Source organism: Nonomuraea sp. NPDC049269 (assembly GCF_043197155.1).
GTDB lineage: Bacteria > Actinomycetota > Actinomycetes > Streptosporangiales > Streptosporangiaceae > Nonomuraea.
In genome coordinates this window covers 602,454-615,326 of record NZ_JBICSO010000002.1, presented here as the reverse complement: position 1 = coordinate 615,326, position 12,873 = coordinate 602,454, and the positions used below count along the sequence as shown (strand labels likewise).

Here is a 12,873-nt window from a genome sequence, read left to right as displayed (position 1 = left end):
GGGCGTCAGTGATCCAGGTAGCGTTAATACCAGTATAAAGGGGCTCTCGTTACTGGTACTGGATTGCCGCCACACTTGACTTATGACCCAATCTGCTCCTCTTGCTCCTCCTATGCCGGTCCAACAGCCGGAGAAGAGCAAGGCCAGCGGGCTGCTCCTGGCGGTCATCCTCGTGGGGCAGTTCCTGGCCATCCTGAACGTCAACATCGTCAACGTGGCCACCCCGACCATCGAGGCCGATCTGCACTCATCCGGTGCCGGGCTGCAGATGATCGTCGCCGGCTACACCATTGTCTACGCCGTCCTGTTGATCACCGGTGCCAGGCTCGGCGACCTGTTCGGCTACCGCCGGGCCTTCCTCATCGGGCTCGCCTTGTTCACCCTCACCACGCTGGGGGCGGGGCTCGCGCCCACGACCGGCACGCTGGTCGCCGCCCGGCTCGCCCAGGGCGCCGGGGCCGCGCTGATGATGCCCCAGGTCATGACATTGATCCAGCACAACTACCAGGGCGCGGCCAGAGGCCGGGCGCTGGGTTTGTGGTCGGCGGTGGTGAGCGGCGGCATCGTGGTCGGCCAGGCGCTCGGCGGGATCCTGCTCGGGCTCGGCGCCGGCTGGCGGATCGTCTTCCTCGTCCTGGTGCCGATCGGCGTCCTGCTGTTGATCGCGGGCCTGCGCGTCCTCCCCGCCGACCAGGGCGGCGGCCAGGGCGGGCTCGACCCGTGGGGTCTGGTGAGCCTGTCGGCCGCCGTGTTGCTGTTCGTGGTCCCGCTCGTGCTCGGCAGGGACCTCGGCTGGCCGTTGTGGGGCTGGGCTTCGATGGCGCTGAGTGTGGTGCTCTTCGTGGTGTTCGTCCGCGTTGAGCGCTGGGTGACCAACCGCGGCGGGCGCCCGCTGGTGAACGCGCGCGTGCTGCGCGCGCCCGGCATGCGGCCGGGGCTCGCCGTACTGCTCCTCGGGCCGGCGACCTGGGGCGCGTTCCTGTTCACCTCGGCGCTGCACCTGCAGGGCGACCTGAAGCTGTCGCCGCTGGCCTCGGGCATGATGCTGGTGCCGTGCGCGCTGGCGTTCGCGCTCGTGGGGCTCGGCTGGCCGCTGCTGCCGCCCCGCCGCCAGCGCTCGTTCGTGCCCTTCGGTTACGTGGTGGCCGCACCCGCCTACGTGGGTCTCGGGCTCGCCGCCGGTGGCGGCGTGGCGTACGCGGTCATGAGCGCGCTCATCGGCGCCGGGCTCGGCGTGCAGGTCGCGGTGACCAACCTGGCCACCACCCACGTCGACGACGTCTACGCCGCGGACGCGAGCGGGGCGCTCCTCACCGTGATGCAGCTCGGCCAGGTGATCGGGGTCTCTACGGTGGGCACGCTGTTCATCTCCCTGAGCCAGGGCGGCGGCACCGGGTCCGCCTCGATGGTGACCGCCGTGGCGCTCGCGGCGCTGGCCGTACTGGCCGGGTTGAGCTCGATCTTCCTGGTACGGCTCCGCGTGAACTGAAGCTTGCACCATTCCTTTACTTGAATCGTTCAGGTTTAGCGCATAGCGTGTCCGGATATGGGGTCTATGACCTAATTCGTCGGGCGGGCTGCGGACGACCGCGGCCCGCGTGGCGATCACGCAGACCGTGCGCGATGTCGTGGACGCAGCCGATGTCACGTACTGGAGCGTCTGCCTTAGCCATCAACGATGATCGCGAAGGACCACGCTTATGACGAACAGGCCCATCTCCACCGACGACGCGGGCATTCCCGCGCCGAGTGACGAGCACTCGCTCTCCGTCGGCCCCAACGGCCCTCTTCTCATGCAGGATCACTACCTGATCCAGAAGATGGCGCACTTCAACCGGGAACGTGTTCCCGAGCGCGTCGTGCACGCCAAAGGCGGCGGCGCCCATGGCTTCCTGCGGATCACCGAGGACGTCAGCCAGTTCACCAAGGCCGGCCTCTTCCAGAAGGGCAAGGAGACCCCGCTCTTCCTGCGCTTCTCGACCGTCGCCGGTGAGCTCGGCAGCCCCGACACCGCTCGCGACCCGCGGGGGTTCGCGATCAAGTTCTACACCGAAGAGGGCAACTACGACCTCGTCGGCAACAACACGCCGATCTTCTTCATCCGGGACCCGCAGAAGTTCTCCGACTTCATCCACAGCCAGAAGCGCCGGGCCGACACCCATCTGCGCGACAACAACATGCAGTGGGACTTCTGGACCCTGTCACCGGAGTCGGCGCACCAGGTCACGTTCCTCATGACCGACCGCGGCATCCCCGCCTCGTGGCGGCACATGCACGGCTTCGGCTCGCACACCTTCCTCTGGTACAACGCCGGAGGCGAGAAGTTCTGGGTGAAGTACCACTTCAGGACCGAGCAGGGCATCGAGAACTACACCGGCGACGAGGCCGCCGCGCTGCTCGTCGACCCCGACCACCACATCCGCGACCTGCACACGGCCATCGAGGCGGGCGACCACCCGTCGTGGCTGGTGAACGTCCAGATCATGCCGTTCGAGGCCGCAGCCGACTACCGGTTCAACCCGTTCGATCTGACCAAGGTGTGGCCGCACAGCGACTACCCCGAGATCACGATCGGCACGTTCACCCTGAACCGCAACCCGGCCAACTACTTCGCCGAGGTGGAGCAGGCCGGCTTCGAGCCGTCGAACCTGGTGCCCGGCATCGGCACCTCACCGGACAAGATGCTGCAGGGCAGGCTCTTCTCCTACCCCGACACGCACCGCTACCGCATCGGCCCCAACTACCTGCAGCTGCCGATCAACCAGCCCCGGACCGCGGTCAACTCCTACAACTTCGACGGTCCGATGACCTTCACGAACCAGCGGGACCCGGTGTACGCCCCCAACAGCGTCAACGGCCCGGCGGCGGACCCCTCGCTGTACGAGGGCGAGAACTACCAGGTGGCGGGCGAGATCATCCGGTCGGCGTACACCAAGCACGCCGAGGACGACGACTACGTCCAGCCGCGCGCCCTCTGGGAGAACGTGCTGTCCGAGACGGACCGCGAGCACCTGGTGAGCAACATCGTCGGCCACGCCTCGGCCCCCGAGGTCACCTCGGACATGAGGCAGCGGGTCGTGGAGTACTGGAGCAACATCCACAAGGACCTCGGCCAGGGCGTCGCCCGCGGCCTCGACCTCGCCTGACACAGAGCACGTGAAACTGCCCGCGTCCCTGTGAGGGCGCGGGCAGTTTCACGTGGAGCCTGTTGGGGGCGGTCCAAGTGGAGCAGTGGGTGAGTCGCTAGTTGATCTCCAACGCACTTCAGGCCAAGATATGGGGATCTTCGGTTCTCGCGAAAGATGACGAGCTGGAGTCGCGGCGGCCCTGATGGTGTTGTGCTAGCAACCTGCCAGGGCCGTTATTCATGACGCGGTAGCGGCAAGCGAGGTCAGGTCGAACTCGCCATCACGAACCCCGGCCGTGAAGGCAGCCCACTCACTCGGCGTGAAGACCAGGACAGGTCCGTCCTGCTCCTTGCCGTCTCGCAAGGCGACGTTTCCGTCGGCAAGCGGCGCGACTTCGACGCAGCTGCTCGCGCCGTTGCAGAAGCTACTCTTCTGCCAGGTCGCTGCCACGGGATCGATGTACATTTTCTCCCCAAACGGGCGAAAGGGGCACCGTTGCCCCTTGTTGTGATCTTTGTCGCTAGCCTCGCCACATCATGGCCTTGCGCTGGATGAGCACACGTGACTCGTCCTCGTCCAGCGCTTGGGACTTGATGTAGTCGAAGGCTTCCTCGTATCCAGCCACTCGTTCGAGATCATCGACGAAGTGAGCAGTGTAGAGCTGCTCCAGATATACAACATCGTCGAATTCCGCGAACTTCAGATGGATGAAAGCCCCCGTGTTGACGGGGTGCAGCGCATCCATCACCAGCACCTGCACACTGACGTGTGGCAGCAGCGACATCTCCAGGAGATGCTCCATCTGTTCCCGCATGACCGAGGGCTCACCGAAACGGCGCATCAGCGCCGGTTCGTCGAGCACGAAACGTAGCTGGGACGGCTGCGGACGGTGCAACACCCGCTGCTGCCGATCCATGCGCGCCTCGACCCGGCTCCGGACACCGCTGTGCGTGATGCGCGAGATGCCGCGGACGGAGAGGACGACCTCCCGTGCATAGTCCTCAGTCTGGAGGAGACCAGGCACGATCTGGGGTTCCCAGTTGCGCTGGAATGTCGCCTCCGCCTCCAACCCGAGGAATCTTGTGTATTCCTCAGGTAGGGCGTCTTCGTAATCTTCCCACCACCCACGCTGATCCGCATCCCTCAGCAGGGCGAAGAGTTCGTCACGTTTACCACTGTCGATCTTGTAGAGCTCTGCCAGTGCCTTGATGTCCTCGGCGCTTGGCACAGTCTTGGCCGCTTCGATCCGGCTGATCTTGCTGGCGCTCCAGCCGAGATCCTTGGCCGCCCTGGCCCCCGTCAGCTTCTTTCGTTCGCGTAGGAGGCGTAGCTCCTGACCGAGTCTGAGCCTGCGAACAGTCGGACTGCCCTGCTGCGATGGCACCGTCCACTCTCCTCGGTCGGGAATGAAGGTGTAACGGGAAAGGCCGTTTGGCCGTTCAGCCAATCTTACACTGCAACTTGCACGAGCATTGCTGCTGAGGCTTGCCGTAAGGGTTTCACGTAGTGAGCGCAAGGTGCAAGAGGGGCTCGACCTGGGGCGGCAGGCATACGGCGGTTCCCCCTCGTGTACTCGGACCCCAGGAACACCTGATAGTTGGCGTGCAAGTTGCACCAACAGATGCACCACAAACTTCAAGCAAGGACCAAGAAAACAAAATCTTCTCTTGCTGAACGTATTGCACCAGGCGGTTCCGGGAGAGACGATCGAGCCCTGGAAGGTTGCCGACGGATGGGAGGCCGAGATGACGACACGGCCGAACACACCGGGCCTACCGCTTCTGATCGCTGGCGGCCACGCGGGCCGCACCACCGGCAACGTCGCCGTCCCGGATCTGAATCTCTGCCCCAGGGAGGCCGCTTGCCGGAAGGACCCCGCATTCATCTGATCGACCGCCGCGAATGTCGCTCATTCGAGCACGGAGAACCACAGATAAGCCGGACCCAGGCTGACCACCTCATTGCCGCTCAAAAGGGCTGCCACCCTGCGGCGACACCGGTCATCAGCCTGCGATCCGGCGCAAGAACCCACCTCGAGTAATGCCGCGAAAGAGGTGTTCCATGTACTCACAAGGTACCAAGGGACTCAGCCGAATCAAGACCCGGATCCAGGAACTCATCGCGTGGGCGGATCGAGAGATCTGCATGGAGCCGGACGAGTTCGCGTACCGGCGCGGCTGGACCGTCGCCAAGGCCGGATTCGGCGCACGTCGCTACCGCGACCCCCGATTCGACCAGCTCAAGGTTCCCTCCCGAATCGTCGAGGAGGTGTCCTGAGATGTCGAGGAACCCACGTAACCAGATCTACCCGGCCAACGAGGACCTGCCGGCCGCCGGTTCCGGACTGCTCGCCAGGCTGTGGCGGATCCGCACCGAGCTGCTGCTGATCGGGGCGCTCACCCTGTTCGTGCTGACGCTGCTGGGCGCCACCCAGCAGGGCCGGTGGTGGCCGTTCATCATGCTGACCAGCGCGGTCTCGGTGCCGGCGGTGACCAGGACCGGCCGCAACTGGGTGGCGGCGCACTTCTGGTGCGTGGCGACCAGGCACCGGCTGCAGAAGACCTGCCTGGAGACCACGATGCACACCCGGGCGGGCCGGATCCCGCTGGTGTTGTGGATCACCCCCACCCGCACGGGTGAGAAGGCCCTCGTCATGACCAGAGCGGGCATCTCCGCCGCGGAGTTCGAGGCTTACGCCGAGGAGATCGCCGCGGCGTGCTGGGCCAGGAGCGCCAACGTCTACCGGCACCGCAAATGGGCGCACCTGCTGATCGTTGAGGTCGTCCGGCGTGACGAGCTGCCCGGCGCGGCCTCCCCCGGGCTCGCCCGGCTCTACGGCCATGCCTGGATCTCCTTGCGGAGCGACCTTGAGGAGCCCCCTGATCTGGCCAGGCCGTTCGCGCTGACGCAGGTCGGCTGACGGCCCGCCGATGACCTGGGGAGCGCCTCGGGCCTGAGGTGCTCCCCAGTGCAAGCCCCGGAGACCGCGGGGGCTCCGGGGCTTCCCCATGCGTGCCGTACGGGCCAAGATGAGTTCAACTGACGAACTCAGGAGCCGAGATGACGTCGACCGTCCACCGGACCTGTCCCCTGTGCGAAGCCGTCTGCGGCCTGACGCTCACCCTCGACGAGGGCGGGCACGTGACGAGCGTGCGGGGCGACAAGGAAGACCCGTTCAGCAAGGGCTTCATCTGCCCCAAGGGCGCCAGCCTGGGCCGCCTGGACGAGGACCCCGACCGGCTGCGCAGGCCGCTGATCAGGGAGGGCGAGCTCTGGCGCGAGGTCGGCTGGGACGAGGCGTTCGCCGCCGTCAAACAGGGCCTCGACCAGGTCACGGAGCGGCACGGCCGTCAGTCGGTCGGCGTCTATCTCGGCAACCCGAACGTGCACAACATGGCGGGCCAGCTCTACGGCACGCCGCTGCTCAAGGCCCTCGGCACGCGCAACATCTTCTCGGCCAGCACCGCCGACCAGATGCCCAAGCACGTGGCCAGCGGGCTGATGTTCGGTCACCCGCTCGCCGTCCCGGTGCCGGACCTCGACCGGACCGACTACCTGCTCATGCTGGGCGCCAACCCGCTGGAGTCCAACGGCTCGCTGTGCACCGCGCCCGACTTCCCCGGCAGGCTCAAGGCGCTGCGCGCTCGCGGCGGCCGGCTGGTCGTGGTCGATCCGCGCCGCACCAGGACCGCCGGTCTGGCCGACGAGCACGTGTTCGTCCGGCCGGGGGCCGACGCCTACCTGCTCTTCGGGATCGCGCACACGCTCTTGGCCGAGGACCTGACCACAGTGGCGCACGAGGTGAACGGCCTGGACGAGGTACGCGAGGCGGCCAAGCACTTCCCGCCCGACGTGGTGTCCCGCCGCACGGGCGTGCCCGCCGAGGTGATCGTCCGGCTGGCCAGGGAGCTGGCGGCGGCCAGGACGGCGGCCGTCTACGCCAGGATCGGCACCTGTACTGCCGAGTTCGGCACGCTGGCCCAGTGGCTGGTGGACGTGCTCAACGTGCTCACCGGCAACCTCGACCGGCCCGGCGGCGCCATGTTCGCCAAACCCGCCACCGAGTTCGGCGTGGCCCGCAGGCCGTACACACTGGGCCGGTGGAAGAGCCGCGTCAGGGGCCTGCCCGAGGCGAACGGCGAGCTGCCGGTCGCCACGCTCGCCGACGAGATCGAGACGCCCGGCGACGGGCAGCTCCGGTTCCTGGTCACCGTGGCGGGCAATCCGGTGCTCTCGGCGCCGCACGGCACCCGGCTCGACGCGGCCTTCGGGCAGCTGGACTTCATGGTCAGCGTCGATCCGTACCTGAACGAGACCACCAAGCACGCGAACGTCATCCTGCCGCCACCGCGGGCGCTCCAGTCGGGGCACTACGACTTCGCCCTGCTCAATTTCGCGGTACGCAACTACACCCGTTACTCGCGCCCGCTGCTGCCGCTGGACGGGCAGCCGTCGGAGGCGCAGATCCTGGCCCGACTCACCATGATCGCGTCCGGGCTGGAGGGTGACCTCGACGAGTTCGTCATCGACCAGATGCTGCGCAAGGCCGTCGACCTGCCGGGCTCCGGTGTGGAGGGGCGCGACGTGGCCGAGCTGCGGGCCGCGCTCGACGGCGATTCGGGGGCCGAGCTCCGGCTCGACCTGATGCTCAAGCTGGGCCCGTACGGCGAGTGGGCGGGCAAGGGCGATCTGTCGCTGCGCAAGCTGCTCGACAACCCGCACGGACTGGATCTCGGGCCGCTGGAGCCCCGGCTGGCCGAGGTGCTGAGGACCGCCTCCGGGGTGATCGAGCTCGCGCCGCCGCAGCTCATCGAGGACGTCGAGCGGCTGCGCGCCGGACTGGAGCAGGAGCCGCCGGAGATCGTGCTGATCGGGCGGCGCCATCTGCGCTCCAACAACAGCTGGCTGCACAACGTGGGCTCGCTGGTCGGCGGCAGCAACACCTGCACGCTCCAGATCAACCCGGCGGACGTGGCCAGGCTCGGACTGGACGGCGAGGCACTGATCCGCTCGGCCAAGGGAGAGCTCAGGGTGCCGCTCGAACCCACCGACACGATCATGCCGGGCGTGGTCAGCCTGCCCCACGGCTGGGGACATGGGGGCAGCGCTCAGACGGTCGCCGCCGAGCACGCGGGGGTCAGCGCGAACGAGCTGACCGATGAGTCGGCTATCGACGTTCCGTCGGGAAATGCCGTGTTCAATGGGGTCCCCGTAACAATTCTGCCAACCAGTGTGATCACCGCACATTAGGGTGTCGCGCGTGACTATCGCACCAGAAGAGGACCGCCTGACCGCCCAGATCGCCTTCGCCGTCGAGATCGACAAGTTAAAGCGGATCATCCGCCGCAACCATCTCATGGACGGCTCACGGCGAGAGAACGACGCAGAGCACTCCTGGTACGTAGGCATGCTGGCCATGGTCCTGGGTGAGCACGCGCCACCGGGGACCGACATCCAGCGGGTGGTGGCGATGCTGCTCGTGCACGACCTGGTCGAGATCGACGCCGGTGACACGTTCGTCTACGACACGGCCGCGGTGGCCGCCCAGCCCGACGCGGAGCGGGCCGCCGCGGACCGCATCTTCGCGCTGCTCCCGGGCGAGCAGGGGGCGGGGATGCGGGCGCTCTGGGATGAGTTCGAGGCTCGGGAGACGCAGGAGGCGAGGTTCGCCAGAGCGCTCGACCGGTTCGCGCCGATCCTGGCCAACCACCACACCGAGGGCGGCACCTGGTCGCTGTTCAAGGTGACGGCCGCGCAGGTCAAGGAGAAGGTACGGCTCATCGAGGACGGCTCGCCGTCGCTCGGGGCGTACGCGCTGGAGCTGGTCGAGCTCTCCGTGGCCAGGGGGCACCTGTCCGAGTGATGCCCTCATGCCCGGGGTAGGGGACTTGTCGTGAAAGAGATAGTGCGAGCTAACCGGCGGTATTTGCGGCGTTTCGCGGGGCCGGTCGATCTGGCCGACCGGCTTGAGCGGTCCAAGGCCATGGACCGGCCGATCCGGGTGCTGGCCAAGGCCGTACGCGACCGGATCCGGCCGGGACGGCTGCGCGACTGGCTGCACGGCGTGCCCACGGGCAAACCGCTGCATCCGCCGCTCGCCACCTTCAGCCTGGGCTGCTGGATGTCCACCGCGGTGCTCGACTGGACCGACGCCGACCCCCGGGCCGCGCGGCTGCTGCTGGCCACCGGCCTCGGCAGCGCGCTGCCGACCGCGGCCGCCGGCCTGACCGACTGGTCGTCGCTCCACCGCGAGCAGCAGCGCGTCGGGTTCGTGCACATGCTGGCGAACGTGACCGCGCTGGGGCTCTTCTCCGCCTCGCTGCTGGCCCGGCTGCGCGGGGACGAACGCGCCGGCAAGGTGCTGACCGTCGCCGGGCTCAGCGCCGGCAGCCTCGGCGCCTACCTGGGCGGGCATCTGGCCTACCGGCAGGCGGCGGGCGCCAACCACGCTCCCCAGGTCACCCATCTCGTACCGCTGGGCTGGCACGACCTGTGCCTGGTCAACGACCTGCCCAAGGGCCGTCCCGTGTCGCGGCGACTCGGCTACATCCAGCTCTTCGTGCTGCGGCACACCGAGGGCGTCACCGTGCTCGCCGACCGGTGCTCACACCTCGCGGGCCCGCTCCACCAGGGCCGGCTCGTCGTGGAGAACGGCGAGGCGTGCGTGGTCTGCCCCTGGCACGGCAGCACGTTCCGGCTGGCCGACGGCTCCGTCAAGCATGGTCCCGCGACCGCGCCCGCGCCCACCTTCGAGACCCGGATCCGGAGCGACGGCACGATCCAGGTACGGCCGAGCTTGACCTGAACATTGGTTTAAGTTCTACGGTCCGACCATGAGCAGAATTCTGGTGACCGGAGCGACCGGCAACGTAGGCAAGCACGTCGTCTCCCAACTGGCCGGGGCGGGCCTCCCGGTCCGCGCCCTGGTCCGCGACCCCGGCCGGGCGAGGCTGCCCGAAGGCGTCGAGGTGGTCAAGGGCGATCTGTCCGCCCCCGAGACCCTGGAACCGGCACTGAAGGACGTCGAGTCCGTCTTCCTGATCTGGCCCGGCTTCGCGGCCGAGACCGCCGCACCCGTGGTGAAGGCCATCGCCGCCCACGCGCGCCGCGTCGTCTACCTGTCGGCCGACGTCGAGGATCTGGCCGACGGGGAGGAGGCGACGCTGTTCCACCAGGAGGTGGAACGGCTGATCCGGCATACCGGGATGAGCTGGACGTTCCTGCGGCCGGTCGGTTTCGCGGCCAACACGCTCGGCTGGGCCGACCAGGTCAGGCAGGGCGTGGTGCGCTGGCCGTACGGGGAGGCGCGCCGGGCGCTGATCCACGAGAAGGACATCGCGGCCGTGGCCGTGCACGTGCTCACCTCGGCCGGGCACGGCGGGGCCAAGTACGCCCTCAGCGGGCCGGAGCAGCTGTCGCAGGCCGAGCAGGCGCGGATCATCGGCGAGGCGGTCGGACACGAGGTGCGGTGGGCGGAGTTGCCACTGGAGGCCGCCCGCGAGCAGTTGCTGGCCGCGTGGGGCGACGCGCGGTTCGTCGACGGCGCACTCGCGGGCTGGGGAGCGTTCGTGGACACGCCGGAGCGGATCACGGACACGGTGCCGAAGCTGCTCGGCCGGCCCGCGCTGACGTTCCGCGAGTGGGCCGCCGACCACGCGGCCGACTTCCGCTGACGTTCCGCGCCGCTGTTGGGGAGCGCCGGCTCAGCTCTCGTCGGCCGGGTGTTCCACCAGGGCCAGGATGCGGCTGGACATGAATCGCGCGGTACGTACCGCGGTGCCGCTCCTGGTCACCTCACTGACCTCGACCACCCCGCGCCCCGTGGCCACCTCGACGCGGCGGCCGGCGCGGGTGGCGGCGATCTCGTAGGTGCGCGGGGAGCCGCCCGCATCGATGACGATCTCGACCCGATCACCCTTCATGTACGGATTTATACCCAGAATGCCGGGTATTTATCCGTACACTAGTTTGATAATCGCCACAATTCCCACGCACACGATGATGCCGCGCAGCACCGGAGCGGGGATGCGGCGCCCGAACGTGCCCCCGATGAACCCGCCCAGCGTGGCACCCACCGCCACCGCCAGCACCGCCCACCAGTCCACGTGGGCGATGAGGATGAACAGCACGGCCGCGGTCCCGTTGACGACCAGCGCCAGGACGTTCTTGGCCGCGTTCACCCGCTGCAGGGGTTCGGTCAGGAAGCTGCCGAGCAGCCCGATCAGCAGCACGCCCTGCGCCGCGCCGAAGTAGCCGCCGTAGATCCCCGCCCCCAGCACACCGAGCCAGAGCACCACGCCGCCGTGGGGGTCGGCCTCCTCGCGCCGGGCCGACAGCCAGCCGCTGAGCTTGGGCTGCACCACGACCAGCACGCAGGAGAGCCCGATCAGCACCGGGACCACGACCTTGAAGACACTCGGGTCGAGGAACAGCAGCAGGATCCCGCCGATCAGCGAGCCGATCGCCGAGGCCGGCCCGAGGCGCAGCAGCCGTTCGCGCTGCCCGGCCAGCTCGGCGCGGTAGCCGTACGCGCCGGTGAAGGAGCCGGGGACCAGGCCGATGTTGTTCGAGACGTTCGCCACAACCGGGTCGATGCCGACTGCCACGAGTGCGGGAAAGGTGACCAATGAGCCCGATCCGACTACCGCGTTGATGGCTCCGGCCGCGATCCCGGCCGCGAACACCGCGACGGCCTCCCAAATTGTCACCCGACAGAGCTTAGAGGTGGACCATTTCCCGGTTACCGGTCGGGGTCATCCTTGGGCGGCGCGAAAAGACCGCCGAGATTCTCCAGTGCCCGGCCCATCTCCGACGGGACGATCCAGATCTTGTTGGCGTCACCCTTGGCGATCTCCGGGAGCATCTGCAGGTATTGGTAGGCCAGCAGCCGCTGGTCCGGTTTGCCCTCATGGATCGCCTTGAACACCATCCCGATCGCGTCGGCCTGCCCCTTGGCCCGCATGGCTTGGGCCTCGGCCTCCGCCTGGGCGCGCAGCACGGCCGCCTCCGCCTCGCCGCGGGCCCGCAGGACCGCCGCCTGCTGCTCACCTTCGGCCGTCAGGATCGCCGCCTGCCGCTGCCCCTCCGCGGCCAGCACCGCGGCCCGTTTGTCGCGGTCGGCGCGCATCTGCTTCTCCATCGAGTCCTGGATGGAGGACGGCGGGTCGATGGCCTTGAGCTCGACCCGGTTGACCCGGATGCCCCACTTGCCGGTCGCCTCGTCGAGCACGCCGCGCAGCTCGGTGTTGATCTCCTCGCGGGAGGTCAGCGTACTCTCCAGGTCCATGCCGCCGACCACGTTACGCAGCGTGGTGACGGTCAGCTGCTCGACTCCGACCAGGAAGTTCGCGATCTCGTACGTGGCCGCCTTCGGATTGGTCACCTGGAAGTAGATGACGGTGTCGATCGAGACGACCAGGTTGTCGGAGGTGATCACCGGCTGCGGCGGGAACGAGACGACCTGCTCGCGGAGGTCGATCAGGTCCTTGATCCGGTCGATGAACGGCACCACCAGGTTGAGCCCCGGTTTCAGGGTGCGGTGATAGCGGCCGAGCCGCTCGATGATCGCCGCGGTCGCCTGGGGAATGATGCGGACCGTACGCGCCACCCCCAACCCCACCGCCGCGACCACAACGAGGGCGACGATGAGCTGCGACGTGGACATGGCACGCTCCGAGGCCGAGGGGATCGCCTTCGTTGATCCTACTGGCCGTTCACCGGATAGAAGCGATCTACGGCGGGCGTC

General features: G+C 68.0%; 14 protein-coding genes. 9 read left to right on the top strand and 5 right to left on the bottom strand.

The features are described from left to right. Positions 1-112 precede the first annotated feature (112 nt). Both ACGFNP_RS12570 and ACGFNP_RS12565 read left to right on the top strand, forming a co-directional pair. A complete protein-coding gene (locus ACGFNP_RS12570) occupies positions 113-1,489 on the top strand; it encodes an MFS transporter (RefSeq protein WP_393317788.1) in 1,377 nt (458 codons plus the stop codon). Positions 1,490-1,700: 211 nt separating this feature from the next. Next, positions 1,701-3,146 carry a catalase gene (locus ACGFNP_RS12565; RefSeq protein WP_393317785.1) on the top strand — a complete coding sequence of 482 codons (1,446 nt, stop codon included), beginning with the start codon at positions 1,701-1,703 and terminating at the stop codon, positions 3,144-3,146. A gap of 219 nt (positions 3,147-3,365) precedes the next feature. On the opposite strand, the gene ACGFNP_RS12560 is transcribed toward ACGFNP_RS12565, so the two are convergent. Then, positions 3,366-3,593, bottom strand: coding sequence for a DUF397 domain-containing protein (locus ACGFNP_RS12560; protein WP_219529118.1), 228 nt, complete (start codon positions 3,591-3,593; stop codon positions 3,366-3,368). 55 nt (positions 3,594-3,648) lie between these two features. Next, positions 3,649-4,512 (bottom strand): helix-turn-helix domain-containing protein, encoded by an 864-nt coding sequence (locus tag ACGFNP_RS12555; protein ID WP_393317782.1) that lies wholly within the window; start codon positions 4,510-4,512, stop codon positions 3,649-3,651. A gap of 283 nt (positions 4,513-4,795) precedes the next feature. Here ACGFNP_RS12555 and ACGFNP_RS12550 point away from each other — a divergent pair, with 283 nt between their 5' ends. The 7 genes from ACGFNP_RS12550 (at position 4,796) to ACGFNP_RS12520 (ending at position 10,801) form a co-directional block, all read left to right on the top strand. Beyond that, on the top strand, positions 4,796-5,017 hold the full coding sequence (locus ACGFNP_RS12550; protein ID WP_358339446.1) for a hypothetical protein: 222 nt from the start codon (positions 4,796-4,798) through the stop codon (positions 5,015-5,017). A 172-nt stretch (positions 5,018-5,189) separates the two neighbouring features. Next, positions 5,190-5,405: a hypothetical protein gene (locus ACGFNP_RS12545; RefSeq protein ID WP_358339444.1), complete on the top strand. Its 216-nt coding sequence runs from the start codon at positions 5,190-5,192 to the stop codon at positions 5,403-5,405. Position 5,406: 1 nt separating this feature from the next. After that, a complete protein-coding gene (locus ACGFNP_RS12540; RefSeq protein WP_393317778.1) occupies positions 5,407-6,048 on the top strand; it encodes a hypothetical protein in 642 nt (213 codons plus the stop codon). Positions 6,049-6,188: 140 nt separating this feature from the next. Next, complete coding sequence (locus tag ACGFNP_RS12535; protein ID WP_393317775.1) at positions 6,189-8,378, top strand: molybdopterin-dependent oxidoreductase; 2,190 nt, start codon at positions 6,189-6,191, stop codon at positions 8,376-8,378. A gap of 1 nt (position 8,379) precedes the next feature. Further along, the gene (locus ACGFNP_RS12530) at positions 8,380-8,991 is read left to right on the top strand and encodes an HD domain-containing protein (protein WP_358339439.1); all 612 of its coding nucleotides are present in this window, start codon (positions 8,380-8,382) and stop codon (positions 8,989-8,991) included. Positions 8,992-9,054: 63 nt separating this feature from the next. Next, positions 9,055-9,933 (top strand): Rieske 2Fe-2S domain-containing protein, encoded by an 879-nt coding sequence (locus tag ACGFNP_RS12525; protein ID WP_358339436.1) that lies wholly within the window; start codon positions 9,055-9,057, stop codon positions 9,931-9,933. 28 nt (positions 9,934-9,961) lie between these two features. Further along, entirely contained in the window at positions 9,962-10,801 is an 840-nt protein-coding gene (locus ACGFNP_RS12520; protein WP_393317771.1) for an NAD(P)H-binding protein, read from the top strand. A gap of 30 nt (positions 10,802-10,831) precedes the next feature. Here the strand turns inward: ACGFNP_RS12520 and ACGFNP_RS12515 are convergent, their stop codons facing one another. From ACGFNP_RS12515 to ACGFNP_RS12505, 3 genes are read right to left on the bottom strand one after another with little or no spacing between them, the layout of a single operon-like run. Next, positions 10,832-11,050: a hypothetical protein gene (locus ACGFNP_RS12515; RefSeq protein WP_358339433.1), complete on the bottom strand. Its 219-nt coding sequence runs from the start codon at positions 11,048-11,050 to the stop codon at positions 10,832-10,834. 30 nt (positions 11,051-11,080) lie between these two features. After that, complete coding sequence (locus ACGFNP_RS12510; protein WP_358339431.1) at positions 11,081-11,836, bottom strand: sulfite exporter TauE/SafE family protein; 756 nt, start codon at positions 11,834-11,836, stop codon at positions 11,081-11,083. A gap of 32 nt (positions 11,837-11,868) precedes the next feature. Next, positions 11,869-12,792, bottom strand: a complete 924-nt coding sequence (locus ACGFNP_RS12505; RefSeq protein ID WP_358339430.1) for an SPFH domain-containing protein — start codon at positions 12,790-12,792, stop codon at positions 11,869-11,871. Positions 12,793-12,873 lie beyond the last annotated feature (81 nt).

Excerpts from the sequence above, each read along its gene's own strand:
- ACGFNP_RS12545 (WP_358339444.1), top strand. The coding sequence starts at position 5,190 with ATGTACTCACAAGGTACCAAGGGACTCAGCCGAATCAAGACCCGGATC.
- ACGFNP_RS12540 (WP_393317778.1), top strand. The coding sequence starts at position 5,407 with ATGTCGAGGAACCCACGTAACCAGATCTACCCGGCCAACGAGGACCTG.
- ACGFNP_RS12515 (WP_358339433.1), bottom strand. The coding sequence starts at position 11,050 with ATGAAGGGTGATCGGGTCGAGATCGTCATCGATGCGGGCGGCTCCCCG.
- ACGFNP_RS12520 (WP_393317771.1), top strand. The coding sequence starts at position 9,962 with ATGAGCAGAATTCTGGTGACCGGAGCGACCGGCAACGTAGGCAAGCAC.
- ACGFNP_RS12565 (WP_393317785.1), top strand. The coding sequence starts at position 1,701 with ATGACGAACAGGCCCATCTCCACCGACGACGCGGGCATTCCCGCGCCG.
- ACGFNP_RS12505 (WP_358339430.1), bottom strand. The coding sequence starts at position 12,792 with ATGTCCACGTCGCAGCTCATCGTCGCCCTCGTTGTGGTCGCGGCGGTG.
- ACGFNP_RS12535 (WP_393317775.1), top strand. The coding sequence starts at position 6,189 with ATGACGTCGACCGTCCACCGGACCTGTCCCCTGTGCGAAGCCGTCTGC.
- ACGFNP_RS12570 (WP_393317788.1), top strand. The coding sequence starts at position 113 with ATGCCGGTCCAACAGCCGGAGAAGAGCAAGGCCAGCGGGCTGCTCCTG.
- ACGFNP_RS12560 (WP_219529118.1), bottom strand. The coding sequence starts at position 3,593 with ATGTACATCGATCCCGTGGCAGCGACCTGGCAGAAGAGTAGCTTCTGC.